Here is a 22660-nt window from a genome sequence, read left to right on the forward strand (position 1 = left end):
ATGGTTGAGAAAGCAACTGTTGCTGGCGCAGACTACGGATTCTTCTTCGATCAGGAGATTTGTACCGGATGTAAGGCATGCCAGATTGCATGTAAAGATAAGCACGATTTGCCTGTTGGTGTGAACTGGCGTCGAGTCGTTGAATACACCGGTGGAACGTGGTCTGAAAATGACGATACTTTCTCACCGAGCGTGTTCACCTACTATACGTCGGTTTCGTGTAATCACTGTGAAAACCCGGTGTGTATGCAGGTATGCCCAACCACAGCAATGACCCAACGCGAAGACGGAACCGTCTATGTTGACCAAGACAAATGCGTGGGCTGCCGCTACTGCGAATGGGCCTGCCCCTACTCAGCACCACAATTCAACGCAGAAACCGGACACATGTCCAAATGCGACCTATGCTACGACTACCGCTCAACCGGACAAAACCCCGCATGCGTTGAGGCATGCCCTTCACGCGCTCTAGATTGGGGCCCAATCAAGGATCTTCGCGAGAAATACGGCGATACCGATGCCGTAGCTCCACTTCCAGATCCTTCCATTACTCATCCGCATTTGGTCATCAAGCCACATCGTGACGCTCAGTCTTGGGACTCAGCCACTGGCTCGATTGTTAACCCGAAGGAGATCTGAGAATGAATGTACATGAGTTACCAATGATCCTCTTCACGGTGATCGCTCAAATGTGTGTAGGAGCATTCATCATCCTAGGCATCATGCAACTACGCCTTGCTTCTAAACACAACACCACTACCGTAGAACGCCTAACACTACCCGTGTTATACGTACTAGGACCGATCATGATCGCTGGTCTAGCAGTATCCATGCTCCACATGAACGACCCCTTCCACGTCCTAAACGTCCTACGCCACTTCAACTCCTCATGGCTCACCCGCGAAATCCTCTTCGGTACCGGCTTCGCCGGCCTAGGCTTCGTTTTCGCTATCACACAATGGTTTAACCTCGGTAGCCAAAAACTCCGCACCATCATCGCCATCCTCGCAGCACTGGTAGGCACCGGCCTAATCATCTGCATGGGCATGATCTACATGAGCCTAAAAGCTGTACCAGCATGGAACACCCCCATCGTGATGATCCACTTCTTCGCTACCGCTATCATCCTCGGAGCCCTAGCAGTAGCAGCCGCCCTCATGGCAACAGCCCTGATCCGCCTACACAAAAACAAGAACACTGCCCCCGTAGCCGTACCAGAAAAACCAGTAGCCACTGACGGTAAAGACACGTTGGGATGGAAGCGTAACGCAACCGCGATCAACGCCCCAACCACACAAACCGAATGGACCATCACAGCGAACGTGGTACGTGCTTTAGCTGTTACTGCCGCTATCACAGGAATGCTGATCGTCATCACCTACGCGATCCATATTTCCAACCTAGCTAACGGTAACGCTACCGCCCAAGCATCAGCAGCCGTGTTCAGTGGAGGATTCTTCATCACCCGACTCGCCCTGTTAGGTATCGCATCCGTAGTCCTAGCCATCGCAACCTACAAAATCGCTGGCCAAACACTACACACCAACCCCGCCCCACTCGCCTGGATCGTGATCGCAACCTTCGCCATCACCCTCACCACCGAACTCATGGGACGATCCCTCCACTACGACTCCATGATGAGAATCGGAATCTAACAACAACTGGTACTCCCAGAACAAAGCAAAGGTGCCTGGCATTCAATAAATGCCAGGCACCTTTTATTAGAATAATCAGCCACGACCAGTTGCAGGCGCTGGAGGCGCTGCAAGCTCAGCCTTAACCATCGAAATAATTTCGTTGTAGTAGGTGAAGTTAGCGTGATCGGTGTTTAAATTCGGATAAACGTTTTGAACTTGGATGTTACGAACATTTGCTTCGTTGATAAATGAATTTGTAAACGGTGTAACCGTCTGATCTGTGCTCGAAGCGATAACGGTATATGCAACACCTGCCTGCGCCACCGGACCATGCTCGTAGTATAGGTCTTGGATAAATGAACCTGAAGAAATCTGTTGAGGCAGTCCCTGAGCGTTCCAGTCACGCAAAATTCCATTAGTCATTGCGTCCGCTTGCTCACGGGTTGTGTTCTGAAACGACCTATTCATCGTCGTCCCATGGTTACTCGGAGCTAAACCAATGAGATGTGAGACTTTAGCTGCTCCACCAAGTCGGTTAAGATAGTAAACAGGTAGTGCTCCGCCACCTTGAGAATGCCCAATAAGAGTCACTTTGCTCTTGCCTGTAGCCGCAAGAACTCGGTCAACAAAAACGCCAAGAACAAACGCCGAATCGCGAATATCGCCAGAGAATTGCTTGGAATTGTATACAACGCCTGCTACCTTAGCCGGATTATGGTTAAAACCAAAAACACAATATCCATCTTTTACGAGCTCAGGACCCATCTTTGCCCAGTCATCATAAAAATTTGATGACGTTCCTGCAATAAGAACGATCGGATTCTTGTCTGACTTACAACTCCAGTTGTTCGTCCCTACCGGAGTGTAGCGATAGTTAGACGCAACCATATTCGCTTCAGTATGCGAATTCTTGATTGGTTTTTCGCCACCGGTTGGTGCCCCAAGATCAGTATAGTCAGAAACGACTCCTGGAAGATCATTATTGGTAATTGCTTGCGCAGGCGTCATTACTCCGATCGCAAGCGCACATACAGCCGCTGATGATGCGACTAGCGCACTTAATTTTTTCATTTGTTCCTCTTTACTGTAGTGAGATGCCACTCTAGATCATGGCCCAGTATCTAGAACTATATGGCTTATATAACAGAACTATCAAGGACTCAAATAAAAATAATGGGTTAACGTTTCGTGCTTTCAAGAAACCGTAAAGAACGTCCCAAGAAAGTTTTTCCATCAGAATCAAAGCGGGCAAGCTGCCATGGAGGAGCCAACGAAAGATAGGTGTTCACAACCATGATTGGATCCTCTGCGCAATCGTGACGGCACCACGCACCCACTACCGCTAGGAAATTATGCACCTGCTGTGTTACTGCCATTTCCTTCCACAGCGGGGTGATGTCATTAGCAACGTGCTGTTCGAAAAGCTGGACGTAGTCTTCATAGAACCCAGACAGATAGCTGATTACGTAACCAAGTATTCCCGATGCCGCTCCTTGCGAAAACATCGGAACATAGATTTCTTTGTTTTCTTTGAGCGCGATAAGAATATCCGCGTATACATCGCGCCAATGTACCAAGTAATCCGACGTCGGTTCGGCCATGATCGCACTCATCTTATTAAGGTGAGGTTCGAGCTCTTCGATGATTATTTCAGAAATAAATTGGGCCGGGCTGGAACCGTGCTTATAGAACGTAGTGCGCGAAATTCCCGCTTCGCGGGTTAATTCCGCAACTGTAATCTCCTCCACCGGTTTCTCCAAAGCCAGTTTGAAGACGGCGAGACGCAGGTTCTCGCGCACGCGCAAAAAACGCGGATCCGTGTTATGAAGCATCACTCCCCATTTCTTCCTATTTAAGGATACCGAGGTTCTCCTCCAACCTAGAAGAAAGCTCATAAACTTCTTAAAAATCCACACTTAAGTCCTATTTGGGATGTCGTTTAATACTTTCGTATTTTTCGCGAGTTTTCAACGAATCAGAATTGCCGGCGCCGTCCGAAATAATTACGCAACCAAAGTCGCACAAATTCTTGACCTGCAGAAACATTCTAAAATTGCGTATTTTTGGACAATACTAGCAAATCAACTAAACGACACGTGTCGCCATAATTAGTATTGATAAAGAAGGGCTTGACCTGCGCAATCCTCATGGACGTGGATTTGTGTGACGCTGTTTGACTACATCATATGAAGTGTCAATCAGCGCCTAGGTCTTCAGCGTAAAAATACATTGGAGGTATTAATGGAAACGACGATTAACAACGTCTCCCAACACACGGCCGCCACCAGTTCTGCACAACCTGAGGGGATACCGTCGGGCCCGACGCGTCGCACCTTTCTGAAATGGTCAGGCGTTGCAGCAGGTGCAGCCGGCTTAGTAGCGACCACTACGAATCTTGGCACGCCAAAGCCCGCGCAGGCAGCAACCGTTGGAATGAAAGGCGTGGACAAGACTGTATGGTCCGCTTGCGTCGTCAACTGTGGTTCACGCTGCCCACTGCGTCTGCAGGTGAAAGACGGCACGGTTGTGCGTGTACTGCCAGATAACACTGGCGATAACACCCTCATGAATCGCAATATTCTTGCGTGCCCGCGTGGTCGTAATATGCGCGAACGTATCTATAACCCTGACCGCATCAAGACTCCAATGCTTCGTGTCGGTGATAAACGCTCAGATTCGAAATTTAAGTCGATCAGCTGGGACGAAGCCCTAGACCTAATCGCCGAAAAGCTTCAATACACAATTAAGAAGTACGGCAACCAGGCAATCTACAAGAATTACGGTTCAGGCGTTTGGAATGCCCACCTCGCCTACTCTGGCGGCTGGCATCGCCTCTTCAACCTCCTTGGTGGCCACCTCGGATACTACGGGAACTACTCATACCTCCAGATCACGCAGTGTACGAAGTACGTTTACGGCACCGACGACGAGCAGATCTCGAACTCTTTCGAAGATTCGATGCAAAACTCGAAGCTCCTCGTTCTGTGGGGCAATAACCCACAAGAAACCCGCATGTCCGGTGGCGGCCTTGCCTACACCTCTAAGCTTGCGAAGAAGTCTGGCTTGAAGGTCATTGTAGTTGATCCGCGTTACTCCGATTCAGCCGCAACTCTTGCCGATCAATGGATCGCTATTCGCCCTGGTACCGACTCGGCACTTATTGCCGGAATGGTTCACGTCATGCTCAAGGAGAACCTGCATGATCAAGCTTTCCTTGATAAGTACACCGTCGGCTTCGACGAAGCCCATATGCCTGCTGGAGCACCTGCAAATTCTTCGTACCGCTCCTACATCGAGGGTACCGGATACGACAAGGTTGAGAAGACCCCTGAGTGGGCAGCCGCGATCACCGGCGTTCCTGCACAAACCATCCGTCAATTTGCACGCGAACTCGCTCAAGCAAAGCCAGCAAATATCTGCCAAGGTTGGGGACCTCAGCGCCACGCCAACGGTGAAAACCAGGCTAACGCCTTGCACATCTTGGCTGCAATCACTGGAAACGTTGGACTTCCTGGTGGCGGAACCGGCGGACGTGAAGGTTACTTCTGGCCGGAGTCACTGTGGCTTCCAAACGGAGACAACCCTCAGCCAGCGAAGATTTCTTGCTACAAGTGGACCGATGCCATCGATCACGGTGAAGAAATGACAGCACTTAAGGACGGTGTTCGCGGCGTCGACAAGCTCAGCACCGGAATCAAGTTCATGGTTGTTTACGGTTCGAATATGCTTGCTTCCCAGCACGGTGATATCAACCGTATCCGCGAAATTCTTGACGATGATTCCAAGTGTGAATTCATCGTGGGTATGGACAACCAGATGACTCCATCGATGAAGCTCTGTGATCTGGTGCTACCTGATACCACGACGGCGGAGCGTTGGGATCTTGTTCCTTCCGAATACACGGGTGACGTTGCGTACGAAATCATGATCGAACAAGCTATCGATCCACTTTACGAATCCCGCTCAGCACTTGAGGTTTGTTCCGATCTTGCTCACCGCCTCGGCGTCGGTGATAAGTTCGACGAAGGGAATAAGGGAACCGAAGCGTGGGCGCGTCATCTTCAGGATATGAACCGTGCAAAGCATCCACACTTCCCAACTTTCGATGAATTGAAAGAGAAGGGAGTTTACCGTTACACGAGTCCAGATGGGCTAACTGTTCCACTCAAAGATTTTCGTGCCGATCCAGTAGCTCATCCGTTGAAGACGCCGTCTGGAAAGATCGAAATCTATTCCACCCGTCTTGCTGAGCTCGCCGCAACGTGGCAATTCCCAGACGCTCTTCCCGGAGACGAAATCACCCCGATTCCTATGTGGGTTGATCATCGCGAAAGTGCGCTCGAAGCCAAGAAGAACGATAAGTATCCATTGCAGTGTATCGGCCACCATTACAAGAGCCGTACTCACTCAACCTACGGAAACCTTTCGAAGAATATCGAGGCGCACCCTCAGAAGATCTGGATTAACACGCTCGATGCACAAAAACGCGGTGTTGAAAACGGTGACGTGATCAAGGTTTACAACGATCGTGGCACGATTACCTCGCCTGCTTTTGTTACCCCACGTATCGCACCGGGAGTTATCTCAGTGCCCCAAGGCGCCTGGATCAAGATTAATAAAGACGGCGTAGATGAAGGCGGAGCAATGAATATGCTTACGTCACAGCATCCAACCCCACTATCAAAGGGTAACGGCCAGCACACGAACCTCGTTCAGGTTGAGAAGGCGTAAGGAGTAAGCAATCATGACTGAAAATGCAACTGTTGCCGGAGCAAAATACGGCTTCTACTTCGATCAAACTTCATGTAATGGCTGCAAAACATGCCAGATTGCATGTAAAGATAAGCACGATTTGCCTGTTGGTGTGAACTGGCGTCGAGTCGTTGAATACACCGGTGGAACGTGGTCTGAAAATGACGATACTTTCTCACCGAGCGTGTTCACCTACTATACGTCGGTTTCGTGTAATCACTGTGAAAACCCGGTGTGTATGCAGGTATGCCCAACCACAGCAATGACCCAACGCGAAGACGGAACCGTCTATGTTGACCAAGACAAATGCGTGGGCTGCCGCTACTGCGAATGGGCCTGCCCCTACTCAGCACCACAATTCAACGCAGAAACCGGACACATGTCCAAATGCGACCTATGCTACGACTACCGCTCAACCGGACAAAACCCCGCATGTGTTGAGGCATGCCCTTCACGCGCTCTAGATTGGGGCCCAATCAAGGATCTTCGCGAGAAATACGGCGATACCGATGCCGTAGCTCCACTTCCAGATCCTTCCATTACTCATCCGCATTTGGTCATCAAGCCACATCGTGACGCTCAGTCTTGGGACTCAGCCACTGGCTCGATTGTTAACCCGAAGGAGATCTGAGAATGAATGTACATGAGTTACCAATGATCCTCTTCACGGTGATCGCTCAAATGTGTGTAGGAGCATTCATCATCCTAGGCATCATGCAACTACGCCTTGCTTCTAAACACAACACCACTACCGTAGAACGCCTAACACTACCCGTGTTATACGTACTAGGACCGATCATGATCGCTGGTCTAGCAGTATCCATGCTCCACATGAACGACCCCTTCCACGTCCTAAACGTCCTACGCCACTTCAACTCCTCATGGCTCACCCGCGAAATCCTCTTCGGTACCGGCTTCGCCGGCCTAGGCTTCGTTTTCGCTATCACACAATGGTTTAACCTCGGTAGCCAAAAACTCCGCACCATCATCGCCATCCTCGCAGCACTGGTAGGCACCGGCCTAATCATCTGCATGGGCATGATCTACATGAGCCTAAAAGCTGTACCAGCATGGAACACCCCCATCGTGATGATCCACTTCTTCGCTACCGCTATCATCCTCGGAGCCCTAGCAGTAGCAGCCGCCCTCATGGCAACAGCCCTGATCCGCCTACACAAAAACAAGAACACTGCCCCCGTAGCCGTACCAGAAAAACCAGTAGCCACTGACGGTAAAGACACGTTGGGATGGAAGCGTAACGCAACCGCGATCAACGCCCCAACCACACAAACCGAATGGACCATCACAGCGAACGTGGTACGTGCTTTAGCTGTTACTGCCGCTATCACAGGAATGCTGATCGTCATCACCTACGCGATCCATATTTCCAACCTAGCTAACGGTAACGCTACCGCCCAAGCATCAGCAGCCGTGTTCAGTGGAGGATTCTTCATCACCCGACTCGCCCTGTTAGGTATCGCATCCGTAGTCCTAGCCATCGCAACCTACAAAATCGCTGGCCAAACACTACACACCAACCCCGCCCCACTCGCCTGGATCGTGATCGCAACCTTCGCCATCACCCTCACCACCGAACTCATGGGACGATCCCTCCACTACGACTCCATGATGAGAATCGGAATCTAACAACAACTAAACAACCGGGCTAGTCCCAATGTTGATCATCGGATGGGGTTAACCCTAGTAGGCTAACCCCATCCGGTATCCATCTCTTAGGCGTATTTACATTNACACTACACACCAACCCCGCCCCACTCGCCTGGATCGTGATCGCAACCTTCGCCATCACCCTCACCACCGAACTCATGGGACGATCCCTCCACTACGACTCCATGATGAGAATCGGAATCTAACAACAACTAAACAACCGGGCTAGTCCCAATGTTGATCATCGGATGGGGTTAACCCTAGTAGGCTAACCCCATCCGGTATCCATCTCTTAGGCGTATTTACATTGCTTACCAAGTCTTTCCAATTGCGAAAAGTGAGTTTCCTCAGGTAAGCAATTAGAATTAAGATAGCCAACGATTCAAATCCGAATCCCTATCAACAGAATTGAGTTTCTTGTGAATCACGTCCACCTTGAAGCCCTCGCCACATCGTTTTCAACGCTCGCCCGCCTTCACCTCACTGCACCTACACCGGAAATTTTGGAGGAGCTAAAGACTTTATACACACAGTGGCCACTTCAAGAAGAATTTACTGGAAAATCAACCCTTCCCGAAACGATCACAGGCCTTTCCGAATGGAATAAATCCTTTGAAAATTCTGAAGATGCTGGCGATATTGCCGATGATCTAAACCTTCTCTATGGACGTACTGCAACCGCCAAGATTGCACCGTATGAATCAGTACACCGCGGTCAAGACGGTCTTGTTTTCGATGTTCAGACCCTCGAAGTGCGCGATCTCTACCGCGAGCTCAACCTCCAGGCACCGAACCTTAACCGCGAACCAGACGATCACATTGGTCTCGAGTTTGATTTCATCGCCCAGGTACTCACTTTTTGGTTGACGGCGCTAGACAACAACGCCCCTTCCGACGCTGAACGTTACCGCAACGCCGTCGTCACCTTCTATAAAGATCATGCCAGCCTCTGGATTCCGACCTTCTTGACGGAAGCTCACGAGCTTGCGGACTCCCTATTTATTCGCGGATTGCTTTCGATCTCGCTCGGTGCTGTCAAGGAGCTCGAATCGGGACTTATGGAATCGTAATAAATACATCTTTCGTGTAAGAATATCCTCATGACACTAACAATCGGCGTTGATGTTGGTGGCACGAAAATTGCAGCAGGAGTAGTCAATGAAGACGGCGAAATCCTGGCAATTTCTCGAAAGCCAACCCCCGCTCGCGACGCAGCAAAATCCGTTCAGACCGTTATTGATGTAGTCAATACACTCAAAGATTCCTACGACGTTAGTGCCGTCGGAATCGGCGCACCCGGTTTTATCGATAATGCTCGGTCATCGATTATCTTGGCGCCAAATGTTTCGTGGCAGAACGAGCCGCTGGCAATGAAGGTGGCCCAAGCGGTTAGCCTTCCTGTTTTCCTTGAAAACGACGCTAATGCGGCAGCATGGGGTGAATATCGCTTTGGTGCCGCCAAAGGAAGATCGTCCGCAATCACGGTAACTGTTGGAACGGGCATTGGCGGTGGCGTGATCATCGAAGGAAACCTACTACGTGGTTCATACGGTTTTGCCGCCGAAATCGGGCATATGAATATGGTCCCAGAAGGATTGCTCTGCGGTTGCGGCGAAAATGGTTGCTGGGAAATGTATGCATCCGGCAATGCGCTGGTTCGCGTGGCTCGCGAGCGTGCAACAAAATCACCGAAGCTTGCATCTCGTATGCTAGAGCTATGCGAGGGAAAAATCGACCAACTCAATGGATATATGGTTACCCAGGCTGCCAACGACGGCGATCCAGCGGCACGCACCTGTTTCCAAGATCTAGGGCGCTGGCTCGGGCAAGGTATTGCTGATCTAGCTGCAATCTTCGATCCTGAGGTATTTGTTTTATCCGGTGGGGTTTCCGAAGCTGGGGATTTACTCCTTGGACCCGTACGCAACGAATTCGAAATGCGGCTGACGGCTCGTACACTGCGGCCACTTCCATCGATTGTATTAGCAAAACTAGGGAATTATGCAGGTTTGATTGGTGCAGCGAACCTAGCATTGCAATAGTCTAAATTCTACTAGGCTAAAACTTATGCTGGAGTTACCTGTTAGCGGAACGAAAACTGGAACGACTCTCTAGTCAAGAATTCCAGGGCACGTTTGCATTGTAAATATATGCAAGAAGGGGTTGCTGATTATCCAGCAACCCCTTCTCCTTGTGTATTGGATGGCTCAGTTGTCTAAACCCTGAGCCATCTAATGCATCGTTCTATGCTTTGGCTTCTTTACGACGGCGGGTAGCGAGAACCAAACCTGCACTCACCATCACCATCGCACCAAACACTGATCCAAGGATCTGCGAACCGGTATGGGCCAGACCCTTTGCTGGAGTCTCAGCTGCCGGCTGCTCTGGTTCCAGAACTGGCGTCGGAGCCACAGGCACAGGCGTTGGATTTACCGGGGTCGGCGTCGGATCAACCGGAGCTGGTGGCACTGGTACTGGCTTGAATCCAGCGTCTACGTTCACAAACTTCGCACCGGAGATCACGCTCAGCCCAGCCAACGGCCCGTCTGAGTCAATCGCAGTATCGGTTCCAGCATGAACTGGAACGCTCACCCAACCATCAGGGGTCTTGAACTCCAGCGTGTATTCGCCTGGGCGCGGAATAGTGAGCGTGTAGCTACCATCTGCACCGCTGATTACGCTCACTGGATTACCAGAAGCGTCGAGTACCGGCTTGCCAGTACCGTCGAGGAGGGTGATCGTCACGCCCGCGAAAATTTCTTCGCTTGCGTCACGGATGCCGTCGCCGTTCGCATCTTTCCAGACGACGCCGCTCACGTTACCAGGCTTGTAAATGCCCGTATCGAATGAGCTTTCTACCTGGCCATTCGCCACTTTCACATCGAATGCGGTGCCGTCAGAATCAGCCGCCGTGTCGGTGCCCTGCTTGGTGCTAGAAGCAACCATATTGGTAGGCACAACAACTGCTACATGGTAGTCACCAGCAGGCAGGTTAGCAAAACTGTAGTTACCGTCCGCATCTGTAACAGCCGTCAATACAGGGTTGCCGTTCACGTCCGTAACGGCCTGGCCGTCCTTGGTGAGCTGAACTTCCACGCCAGCCAAACCAGGCTCGCCTGCATCTTGGATGCCGTTGCCGTTCAGATCATCCCAGATCGTGTTGGCGATCGTGGCGCCGCGCAGGAGTTCGAACTTCGCCTGTGCCACAACTGCTGTTGTGACGAGGTTCGACGTTGCCTGAACGTCGTTGGTCCAGTTCACTACATCAATGCCGGTGGTGGTCAGCGCACTGATCGTACCCGTCACCGTGAACTCTACCTGGCTACCAGCTGGCAAGGAAGCAATATCCCAGGTGAGGACTTCGCGTCCATCTGCACCGGCGGCTACTGTTGCAGGAGCTGGCGTACTTGCCCCACCCGCAGCCACGACGGCCACGTTCTTCATGGTCACATTGCCCACGCCAGTCTTACCTGGGAGGGTATCGACCACGTGCACGTTGGTCTGATCCACAGACGAGGTGTTAGAAACAACGACCTTCCATACAACGTCCGCACCAGCAGCGCCAGTGAATCCACGCGAGATCATCGCAGGCGTCTTTACTACGCCCAGATCGGTGCCTACCAGCGTATATGCGGTCGGTTGCGAGTCGGAAATATTCAATCCCGACGGCGTGATCGCAGTTACTGAGGTAACCATCGTTCCTTGTGCCTCAGCGTTCGTCGATGGCGTCGCATCGAATACGAAGCGCAACGAGGAACCAGCTGGCATAGACGCGAGCTGTGGGAACGTGAGCGTCTGCGTAGCCGCATCATAGACCGGCGTCACCGGAGTGAGCGTTGGTGTATCACCTGGGTTCATTACCTGCGAAACCATGTAGGATCCCGCAACCGGAGTCCAGCCGGACGGCAATTTCACTGTAGGCACCACGTTACTCAAGGCTGACTGGTTCGCTACTGTAATCGGTGAACACCAGTGCATGGTCTGGTTTGGAGCACCAATCGCCACTGGGTTGTCACACTGAGCACCGGTGTTGGTTGCAATAGCCACGCCTGGCGCAGCGATCTTCACCGTGGTGGTTTGCGTGCCAACGGTCGAGCCTGGGTAAATCCGGGTACCGGTTGGGTACGGGGCAGGCTGCGAGGCGAAGTCCCCTAGCTGTACTGTGTTCGTCAGGTGATCCACAATGGATGCTGACTGATCGATCGTGGTGGACACCGTACCGTGGTACTTCACGGTAAGCGTCTGACCTGGATCAATGACTGGCACCCGCAGTTCCATCCACGGAGCAGCTGCCGTCCAGCCCTTGCGCAGCACCATGCCGCCAAGATCGTCTACCCAAACATTGACGAGGTTCTGATCGGCCTTGTCGGTCAACGCAACACCGTATGCAGGTGCGGTGCCATTGTTGGTCACTGTGACTACATAGTCAATGCGTCCGCCGAGCGCTACCGGTTGTGGAGTCGGAGTGGACTTTGTGATTGCCAACTTCGGTTCGCCGACTACAGTCACGCCATTCGAAACGGCTGGCGGGAAGTAGGTGGACGACGGCGGTGTGGTAGGTATCGTCGTAGGTGGCGTTACTGTGTCCTTAGTTGTAATAGGCGCTGGCGTATTCGCACCGAAGCCTGATGGCAGGAGTCCTCCACCTGTGGTGAGTGAGCCGAGCAAGTTTGCCGCAACTTCTGCGGTGCCCGTGCCGGTGGCAGCGTCCGTGTCTGAATAGACGGTGGCTTTCACAGGGAGTTGATCTCCTGCTACCACGGATGGGGTGCCATCTGGATTCGTGGTGTGGAGCTTGAACGTATTGCTCAAGGTACGCACGTCACCAGAAGCACCGATATCACCGAGCCAGTAGCCGTAGGTGGTGGTGCCATCTACGTTCTTCACCGGATCCCACAGTTTGACCTGCTTAGCGAGATCGGCGCAGTAGTTGGCGCCTGGTTCACACACACCAATCTTCGCATCTGTTACTTCCACTCGAGCGGGCACTGTGAAGAGTACGTAGGCACTTGACCAGGCCAGGTTTGCTGGCAGAGCCAATGGACCTGACACCGTGTAGGTGCCACCTGGTGCCACCGTTGGATCAACTTTCATAGTGATCACTGGAGGTGCCGATGGGTTATGCACAATAAGCGAACCCACATCAGTCTTGGTGATTTCCCGGAATGGCATCATTGAATAGGTGTAAGCCTGTGAGGGCTGGTCTCCAATCAAAAGTGCATAACCGGGCTTCATCTGGTCGAGACCGTACGTTTGCCCATGGAATTCTTGAGATGTTACTTGGGCAGTATTGGTCACCTTGGTACCTTCAGGCGTAGAAGCCGGAATCTCCACTGGGATTCTGATTTTCACGGTTGATGGTAGCACTGTTGCCTTTGGCGCAGTATTGCCGTTGAATGCGTTTTCTGCACCGATACCTTGATAGGTACGAATATTTCCATCCGCGGTGCCCTTGATCGTCCATTTCACTACAGTTTGGGCAGTGGTTTGAGAAATAATTTCTTCGGCAAGTGCCACCACCGTGCCTTTGGCATCGATAGCGGTTGCCGTGCCTGGTTTGTAATTAGCAGCACCATCAATCGTATCGATAATCGTTAAATCTGGAGAAATACCGCCAGCTGAATAAGAGGTAGTGACTTCAAAGGCAGCCGTAGTTGAACCAGCTTTCACAGGGGCATCATCTGGGCCAGAATTCACATTGAGTGGATCAGAAATCGTCACGTTATCCGTATCTGTGGCGATCATTGGGTCACCAGGGCGATCCAGCAACTCCAAGGAGCCATTCGCCTCTGCAGTGAAGGCAGTTAAACGTAATTTGATGTGAGAACGATCTAGTCCACTTGGGTCACTATTTGTAGAAACCATATATTCATCTATGTCATTCCAATGATCAAACATGTACGAATTGCTGTTCACACAGTCTGCCAACGCGGTAGCCGGCATTACGTCATAGATAATAACTTTGGATGAACTACCTAGGGAATTGCTTAACCAAGATTTATTCGGATCCATAATCAAGTCGGCTGGGCTTAACTGCCAGCTCAAGGTTTCCCCACCGGTATTCACTGGTGCTAGATCACGCGGATCGGTACGGTCAGTCACACACGTGGTATTGATAGCAGCTTTAACCATCGGGTCCTTATACGAAGGAATTACCTCAGCAGTGTCTCCGTACACGAACTGTCCATTTGTGTTTTTCTGGTAAGAGCCAGTACCTGAGTATGTTCTCCAGCCGTCAACAAGGTGTGCTGATCCTGGAACATAAGTAAAGCCGGCAGGTAGTTTAGTAGTTAGGTTCACTGAGTTAATTAACGAAGCACCCGCCATGTCAATTTTGGTAGCCATAGTAAATGCTTTACCAGGTGTAACCATCATTGCTTCCGGTTCAAGAGCAGGAACGTAACTATTATTTCCATTAACATTTCCTGGATATCCATATGGATACTGACTAAATTCTTGGGATGCATCCGAGAAATGATGGTCGCGCCGGTCTACATAGAACAAATATTTACTAGATTCTGGACGTTGTGGATCAATACTATATGGCATAATTGCGCCTTGCTGGATACTAAAGCTTGGCACCGCAAAGTTGATTACCGGTTGCACATTATTCGCCGATTGATCCCAAGTGCGGCTGATCGCATATTGCCCAAGTAAGGAACCGGGGGAATACAGCACCCAATCGGTCACTCGCACGTCTACTGTAGCAGGCTGATATACCTTGTTTCCATAGTAATCAACGGGTTGCGCTTGAGAAATACCGTCAACGATGTATTTCACTGTGTAGCTGCGCGACTCTCCTGGTTTGAGTGGAGTCACATCGTTCCAGCGCACGGTAGCATCCGATCCTGCCGTGCCGGTGCCGGCGTCCATAACTTTCCAACCGATGGCGGACTGAGCACCTGGGTACTGTTTCAAACTTTGCTCACGCGGGTCCGCAACCAAGGTATACGAGTTAATGGTTGCTTTATTAGATGGGTTCGTCACAGTATAGGTACAGGCGACGTTTGGAGCACCACCAGCTTGTACTGGCCCAACCATTGATGGGCTACACTGCGCAGCGACCACAGGCTCAGCGGCATCTGACTCGATGTTTGCCCCTGCATACGACTGAGAGTTTAACGTGCCAGCAACGTAATGACCCGCCCATGAATTAAAACTTCCGTTATGTAGGCTCCAACCATTTGCCACCAAGTTAGGATCGCGTGAAACGTAGTCGTAACTCAATTTGAATACGCGTTCCATATCAGTAATTGGAATATTGTTAAAAATAATTCTCGTGTATAGCGGTCCGATGGATCCGGGGGCTTTTACTATCGTGGCAGATGAGTCCGCGTACCACGAAAGGCTCCGTGGTAAGTTCGGAATATCGCTACAGTTACTCACGCACTCCAAAGTGGGTGTTCCTGCCTGGAAATAATCACCAACTGTGCTCACATTCCAATCTACATTCGTGAGCTTGTCCACTGCGGGCACGGTGAGGACAACTTCTGCTTTAGCAGGTTGCCCAGCGATCACCGCGTTTGGCGTGATATTTCCCTCGAGCTTAATACTCTTCGGATCAAGAATATACAGCGCATTTTGCCCACGCAGTGTGCCATCGGTCCAGAATTGCTTCATGGAATCGTAGTACACACTCATATTGTTATAAACAGTGTTTGCTACTTTCGCATCAGCATCAACAACAGCATTTACAGCTATTGTGATAGCAGATTTCTCTGGTAGATCGGGCAGAATTTTCCAGGTTACAACCTGGTATGTATCGGCACCACTACCAACGGTAGTGATCGTTTCGGTCACGTCAGTACCGATCACTAAGGCCTTTCCAGTGCTCGTATTCACCAAGCTCGCAGAACCTGGCACATAAGTAACATCAGCAGGGAAAGTATCGACGACTGTACCGTTACCAGACACATTAAACATATTGCTCATGAAGGTACCGTTGAACGTGACAGTAGCTCCCGGCTTCACAGTCTGTGGACCATACGTAGTATTGAGGTTTGGCATGGACTTGTAGCACGACGACCAACCGTCCATTACGTACGCCACAGAAGTTCCTATGTTTGCACCATAGTTGACGGAACCCAAAGAATCTTTCCAGGTGAGGTGGAAGCTCGCCTGTTCAAAACCATAAGCCGTAATATCCTTAGCTGCAACACCAGCAACCTGGATACTTACATTGGCATTTGTTTGCACATCACCTAATGGAATCTTCAAGGTCTGCTTAGTAGTGGAACCATCACCAGATACCAGCACATCTGCCACCTGAAACGTCTTATTCAATGGTGACCCAACATATACCGAGGTAACGGAAATACCGATCGGGATTTGTAAAGTCATCACCGAATCGTAGGCTGTACCCTGCTGCGGTGACATCGATGCACCAAAGTTATGATTTCCCACCGTTGTAGAGAAACGCAAGCTTGCAGCTTGACCCTTGGTAAGACCAGATTGGCACTGATCAATATTTACGTTGTAGCCCCAGTAATACGGTGCGCGCACGTAGGTGGTTACACTCGCAGTGATTGGGTTCGTCCACGCTTGCGCCATATTTGGAGCGGTGAACGAATCGATCGTCACCTGGTTCACTACCTTCGCATGAACTGGACTGCCATTAATATAAGTTGCCTTGAGGTCACCCGATACCGGCATTTTCGCTGTGTATACCAGCGTGAGCGTACCACCGGCAGGAATCGAATCAGCAGCGATGGAAATCTTTCCGTTTGCTACCGTAGCGGTACCACCAGTGACCGACGCAACTGCTACGTCAGTGAGCTTGTAACCTGTACCTGAACCACTACCGAGATCATCGTGGGCAAGCACATTCGTTGCCGCCAGATCGCCCTTATTTGTGATCTTCACGGTGAACGTAGCAGTATCGCCTGGATCCCATACCTGCGCATCAACCGTCTTAGTTACAGTCAAATCAGGGGAATCAACATTCACTTTTGCAACCGCAAACTCGCTGCGCCCAGTGTAACCAGCAAGGTTAGCCACTTCTGGTGCAGCAGCTGGTGCCGTGAATGCCGAATCGCTTGACCACCACATACCAGCAGAGTTCACAAGATTTCCACCGAGTTTATCGAGGGAAAGTTCCGTGACGATCGTTCCCGTTGGCGGCGTTAGTAGCTTTGAGCTGCCCGTATAGTATTTATCTACCTGAACGGTGTACGTGCCACGTAATAGCGTATCTATAGGAGCATTAGCCTCCCAGGTGCCAAGCTTCCAGCCAATAGTGCTGATGCCATTCACAGCGTTATCGGTTGTGGTCATCTTCTGTGCCACAACTTGCGCACCAGCTACCACAGAGAGATCACTTTGAGATACGAGCTTCACTCCACGCGGCAACTTATCGATAAACGATAGCCCATACTGCGTTTCAGTTTGCCCAGCAGGCAAAGTTATATCCACTGTATAAGTGATGGTATCGCCTGGGATCACATACGTTTTATCCGCCGTCTTTACCACTGATGGTCGCACCACAAAGGGCATCACATCGAGGTAGCCAGTCACCGTCTGTGGAGCATCGTAAGCAGATTTAACAATCGAATTCGAAGCAGCAACCTCATTAGGAGTAGGAGTGCTTCCATCATGTTGAACTGGGATCGTCAACGTAACTGAAGTACCAGCAGGAATAGAGGAAATCAGCCAGTCTTTCGCAGTTGTTGATCCACTAATAACTGAAATATTCGGTGTAGCAGAGGTACCGCGCACACTCACCTGTGGTACGCCGCCCGCCATGAGGTTTTCTGCATACGTCAAATGTGCCGGCAAAGAATCAGAAATGCTCACATTCGTTGCATCTACTGTGCCGGAATTTCGAATCGTCAACGCATATTCGGAAGTTTTACCAGACACAATCGTGCCATGATTAGTATCAGTAGGAAGTTTGGAAGCTACTAAAGTGACCTTGTCAATCGTTCCTGAAAGAGAATCCTTACCCGTCAACCAATACTGGCTTGTGTTCCCAATGTAACGGGCTCCGAAGCTATCAGCTGCGTTCACATCGGCATCGAGAGTCCAGCCACCTGGAACGAAAGTATTATTGCCAACGAGATCCGTTACAGTGAGCGTCTCGCCTGGACCAATCCTTACCCCATTAAATTTAACCGACATCGGATTACCAACACCGTTATACGTGATATAGCCTGGTACAGTGGTGCCATTAGGCAACTTAGCAGTAATGGAGTGGTTTTGACCCCAGTCACCTGCCGTTCCCGTCCACTTGAGGTTGATTACCGGATCGAACATCGAAGCATCGCCAGGGTTCGTCACGAAATAGGTGAACGTGGGGTGGTCGATGGTGGCAAAGGTGGAGCTACCCTCAATTTGAGCATCAAATGTGAGCTTTGGATAGCTAATTGTTACTGCTTCTTTTGAGAAAATCTTCTGGTTCGGCAAAGTATCATAAAGCCACATAGCCTGACCATTGGCACTCGCATAATATGGCTCTAGCCAGAAGTTCACCGGATTCTTATCCTCATGCCTAATATAAGTGCTGTTGATAGGCGCATCAAGATTACGCTCAATCGTGACCGTCTCACCCGGAGCCAGAGAATCTATCACGTAGAACCAAGCCGACGAACCGGTAATATACTGTTCCTTAACCCGCGGGTTTGGAACAAGAGTCCCACCTGTAGTGCTATCACTTGTAAGTCTAATAAACGGTTCCGCATCGGCGCTTCGCCGCAAAGAAACCTGGGTTACTGGCAATGTTCCTTTGTTCGTTACCTTGAATGCGATCTTCTTCGGTGTAGCAGGATTACGATCAGGAGTCCACGTTGTAGTAGCCTCAACCGGTACCGACTCAATAATAATTGAACCAATCGTTACCGGATCGCTGGCCTTAGCATTAAAAGTATAGTCAGGCCACGCGCGCGGATCTGGCTTAGCCTGACCCAAAATCGGAGCAGGATTCGCACCCAAAGCTACAGGCAACACAACTTGGTCGCCTGCATTTCCATATACGTCCAACGCGACTTTGATCTGGATATGCCGATCAGTCGACGCCGGCGCAATCGGAGCAGCAAAATACCATCCAGTGTTTTTCACCGAACCCACGTCAACCATGCCCAACTGTTCATAACTCAGCGGAGTTTGTGTAGTTCCGTCACCAATAGTCACCGAACGCGTCCACACATGCCATTTACCAATAGCTTGGGTACCTTGCGGCAGTGCTGCCATCACCGTAGTTTCATTCAACGTGGTACCAGCAGGAACAAGTACGTCAATGGTGTAATCGACGTCTTCCCCAAGGTGAACCAAATCAGTAGCCGAGGATACCGAAATGCTTGGCTGTTTACCTGCAACCGTCACACTCGATTGTGCGCTCACACTACCCAAAGCAACCCGAGACACACCGGCGACCTCAGGAGCAGCGTAACCAGACACCGTCGCCTTATTCGTCAAAACTCCAGAAGCGCTATCGCCAACTTTCACAGAATACGTAACCTGACGCGAACTACCCGAAGAGATATTTCCCGCGTCGAACGTGAGAGAATTCGATGCAGAATCAAACGTGCCACCACCTGCGTTAGCAACAGTTACGCTGGCAGGCAGAACATCAACAACCTTCACACCAAAAGCAGATCCACCAGTGGAAGAAACATTGACGCTGTAGGTCACTACAGCACCCGGAGCTACCGAATCAGTAGGAGTAGCGGACTTTGTAATGGCAAGCTTAGGATTAGCCACACCTACCTTGCCAACTTCAGGAGAAGCTACAAAAGTCTCTGAGCCAGAAGCATAACCAGCAACAACTTGCGAAACATCAATCACGCTACCCGGCTTCGCACCTACCGGCACCACACCAGAAACAGCGAACTTCACCGTGCCACCAGCTTCCAGACCAGCCACATTGCCTAGCGGAGCGTACGCTACATAATTCGGATCAACGTCCGTACCAACATTTTGTATAACCCAGCTCGAAGCATTCCACGGGTGCACCGCTGAACCAGCAGCAGTAGAGGCCGCAGGATCAGCCATCACCGATGGTACAGGCTTATCGTTGACGAACAGTTGCAGATTCTGCCAGTTCTCGAGACCAGACACGTCAAGGCGTACAAACGTGGTGGTATCAAATGAACCATCAGGCCGCACAAACTCACGCTGTTCAACCGGCTTTGGAAAAGACGCAACCGCCGAAACCTCAACTAGCTCACCCTGCCCCACAGCTTGGGCGCCACCCACAACTTCTTTCGTGGAGGTGCCTGCAGGCTTCACGCCAGCAAGGAGGTCAATAGCACCATTCGTGCCCACACCCTGCGCCATCGAAATAGGAAACAATAATAACAATGATACAATCAGGGCTAAAAGCTTACTAGAAACCGGCCCGACCACTCGCTTGAACATACAATCCCTCTCACAGGACTTATTGCAGACACCTACGTTAGTTGATGCTACAAATTAGCTAGTGTGCTTCTATCCACCCTCAATCAGTCACAAACAATCCAAAAACAACACAACATACAAGCACAAATATCAATTTCAATATACCAATAAAGAAATTAAATAATTAATAAATAACGGTTATTTATTGAATGTTGAGATATGTTCCACAAAGAATTTACTATTTTCCACAAAAAATTCCCTCTACAGTCTCCGCAAGATCTGTAGAGGGAATTGCCGAACATTAATTCGGAATAATGAGGCTTTCAGTCTTCGTTAGGATCGTTCTTAGCGTCTTGTGCTGTTTCATGAACAGTTCCAGGTACATGATCCGGTGAAGCATAAATCGTGTAGAGCTTCAATGGCACATCACCGATATTTGTAACATTGTGCCATGTACCTGCAGGCACAAAAATGGCATCGTCGTCTTTTACCTCAACTTCAAAGTTGAGGTCATCTTCAGCAGGACCCATCTGGGTGAGTCCCTTACCCTGTTCAATTCTTAGGAATTGATCGATACCATGATGGATTTCCAAGCCAATCTCTCCACCCACAGGAATACTCATCACAGTCATTTGGAGTTTTTCACCAGTCCACATGGTTGTGCGGAAATTGTTGTTATCGAGAGTTTCCTTCTCCACGTCAATAACCCAAGGCTTCTTACCTTGGTCGTCATATTGATGATCGTAAGCCATATCCGATGCCTCTTTCCTTGTTTCGCGTCATCTAAGTGTTCCGTATCTGCAAAGAGATCACACATCACGTGGATGACTACTCACATGCTCTATTCTACTTCACTTGCGGTTTTATTTCCTTTGCCAATACTACCCACACAAGCGCCGCAATAAGGAGCATCGTCCCCGCTACCGCATAGGCGGTTGTAAAGCCGTAAAAGTCAATAAGAAAACCAGAAACAATTGGACCAATGATCTGCCCAAGGTCAGCCGACTGCTGGAAAAAGGAAACAACCCGACCACCCGAGCGATTTCCAATTACATCCGCCACTGCACCTTGTTGCGAAGGCTGAACGAATCCTGAGCCGACGCCGGCAACAATACTAATGATCAGAAGCGCAGTTGGGTTCGTTGTTGCACCCATAGCCAGTGTGAATACCCCAGAGAGAACCAAGCCTGCGATCACGATTGGACGGCGCCCATAAATATCAGACCATCGACCCGAGCGAATAAGCGCAAGTCCATTTCCAACAGCAAATCCCCCAAGCAGAGCACCCGGTAGCCAAGTTGGAGCCGCAATTATTGACTGCGCAAGCAACGGAACAACGGACATTCGCACACCCATATTTGTCCATCCCTGAGCGAAGGCAGTTAAAAGAGCAACTCTGAACTGCGGGATTTGGAGGGCTTCCGATACCGTCATGACGTTTCGAGGAACACGACGACGCCGTGGTCGCATTTCCTTCGAATGCCCACTTCCCTTGCTGGCTAAGTCTTCGGTGACATGCTCATGGTCTGGATCCACCAATGGCGCAGATACGTCGTCGGCGACGCTCACCTTATCGGCACCCGAAGCCGCCTCGGTAACTGAACTCGCGCTAGATGCCTGTGCTTGCGCGTCTGCATTCTTCAACTTAGATTTAGGTGCGACGTTACCGGAGTCGGATTCCTTGGGTAACGCAACTGCCTCAACAGGAATCTCAAACTTAACGATCAATCCTGCAACTACAAGCATCACGGCATAGATAATGAACGGTCCGCGATACCCGAGCACACTCAACAATGCTCCAACAACTGGACCAATAATGTTTCCGATTAGGAACCCAGAACCGTAAGCTGCGGAAGCTCTACCTCGCGCGTGAGGCGGAGCTAATCTAAAGATAAGAGACATCGCCGCAACAGTGAACGTTACCGAACCAATTCCGCCTAAAGCTCGGAAAACCAGTAGCTGCCAGTAGCTCTGAGCAAATGCCGACGTGAAAGAAGAAAGCGCCACGATGCTGATTCCGATTAGATACATCCGTCGTTCACCGAAGGCACCGGAAAGCCATCCGGAGGCGGGAGCAAAAACTAGACGCATCAGAGCGAAAGCAGAGACAACGAATGTCGCCATCACATTCGTAACTTCGAAACTCTTTGCATACTGTGGCAAAACAGGAGCAACGATGCCAAAACCGAGGGCGATACACACCGCCGCTGATACCAAAACCCAGATTTCACGAGGAAGGCGCACTTTTTCATTCACATAACCGGTTTATCAAC

12 protein-coding genes are annotated in these 22660 nt (G+C 50.5%); 7 read left to right on the top strand and 5 right to left on the bottom strand.

What is annotated here, in order from left to right; genetic code table 11:
* Positions 1-639, top strand: a complete 639-nt coding sequence (locus EIH22_RS08770) for a DMSO/selenate family reductase complex B subunit (protein ID WP_124055421.1) — start codon at positions 1-3, stop codon at positions 637-639.
* 2 nt (positions 640-641) lie between these two features.
* A complete protein-coding gene (locus EIH22_RS08775) occupies positions 642-1655 on the top strand; it encodes a dimethyl sulfoxide reductase anchor subunit family protein (protein ID WP_124055422.1) in 1014 nt (337 codons plus the stop codon).
* A gap of 75 nt (positions 1656-1730) precedes the next feature.
* On the opposite strand, the gene EIH22_RS08780 is transcribed toward EIH22_RS08775, so the two are convergent.
* Positions 1731-2708, bottom strand: a complete 978-nt coding sequence (locus EIH22_RS08780) for an esterase/lipase family protein (RefSeq protein ID WP_124055423.1) — start codon at positions 2706-2708, stop codon at positions 1731-1733.
* 107 nt (positions 2709-2815) lie between these two features.
* Entirely contained in the window at positions 2816-3469 is a 654-nt protein-coding gene (locus EIH22_RS08785; protein WP_124055424.1) for a TetR/AcrR family transcriptional regulator, read from the bottom strand.
* 409 nt (positions 3470-3878) lie between these two features.
* Here EIH22_RS08785 and EIH22_RS08790 point away from each other — a divergent pair, with 409 nt between their 5' ends.
* From EIH22_RS08790 to EIH22_RS08810, 5 genes are all read left to right on the top strand, one after another.
* Positions 3879-6368: a DMSO/selenate family reductase complex A subunit gene (locus EIH22_RS08790; protein ID WP_124055425.1), complete on the top strand. Its 2490-nt coding sequence runs from the start codon at positions 3879-3881 to the stop codon at positions 6366-6368.
* A 13-nt stretch (positions 6369-6381) separates the two neighbouring features.
* Positions 6382-7020, top strand: a complete 639-nt coding sequence (locus EIH22_RS08795) for a DMSO/selenate family reductase complex B subunit (RefSeq protein ID WP_124055426.1) — start codon at positions 6382-6384, stop codon at positions 7018-7020.
* A gap of 2 nt (positions 7021-7022) precedes the next feature.
* On the top strand, positions 7023-8036 hold the full coding sequence (locus EIH22_RS08800) for a dimethyl sulfoxide reductase anchor subunit family protein (RefSeq protein ID WP_124055422.1): 1014 nt from the start codon (positions 7023-7025) through the stop codon (positions 8034-8036).
* 440 nt (positions 8037-8476) lie between these two features.
* Positions 8477-9127: a TorD/DmsD family molecular chaperone gene (locus EIH22_RS08805; RefSeq protein ID WP_160149064.1), complete on the top strand. Its 651-nt coding sequence runs from the start codon at positions 8477-8479 to the stop codon at positions 9125-9127.
* A 30-nt stretch (positions 9128-9157) separates the two neighbouring features.
* Positions 9158-10099 (top strand): ROK family glucokinase, encoded by a 942-nt coding sequence (locus EIH22_RS08810; protein ID WP_124055428.1) that lies wholly within the window; start codon positions 9158-9160, stop codon positions 10097-10099.
* A 202-nt stretch (positions 10100-10301) separates the two neighbouring features.
* On the opposite strand, the gene EIH22_RS08815 is transcribed toward EIH22_RS08810, so the two are convergent.
* The 3 genes from EIH22_RS08815 to EIH22_RS08825 all read right to left on the bottom strand — a co-directional run bounded on the left by EIH22_RS08815 (position 10302) and on the right by EIH22_RS08825 (position 22643).
* Entirely contained in the window at positions 10302-20327 is a 10026-nt protein-coding gene (locus tag EIH22_RS08815) for an SdrD B-like domain-containing protein (protein WP_235001844.1), read from the bottom strand.
* Between the two features lie 383 nt (positions 20328-20710).
* Positions 20711-21139, bottom strand: coding sequence for a cupin domain-containing protein (locus EIH22_RS08820; RefSeq protein ID WP_124055430.1), 429 nt, complete (start codon positions 21137-21139; stop codon positions 20711-20713).
* 94 nt (positions 21140-21233) lie between these two features.
* The gene (locus EIH22_RS08825; RefSeq protein ID WP_124055431.1) at positions 21234-22643 is read right to left on the bottom strand and encodes an MFS transporter; all 1410 of its coding nucleotides are present in this window, start codon (positions 22641-22643) and stop codon (positions 21234-21236) included.
* Positions 22644-22660 lie beyond the last annotated feature (17 nt).

This window comes from Arcanobacterium ihumii, from assembly GCF_900604515.1.
GTDB lineage: Bacteria > Actinomycetota > Actinomycetes > Actinomycetales > Actinomycetaceae > Arcanobacterium_A > Arcanobacterium_A ihumii.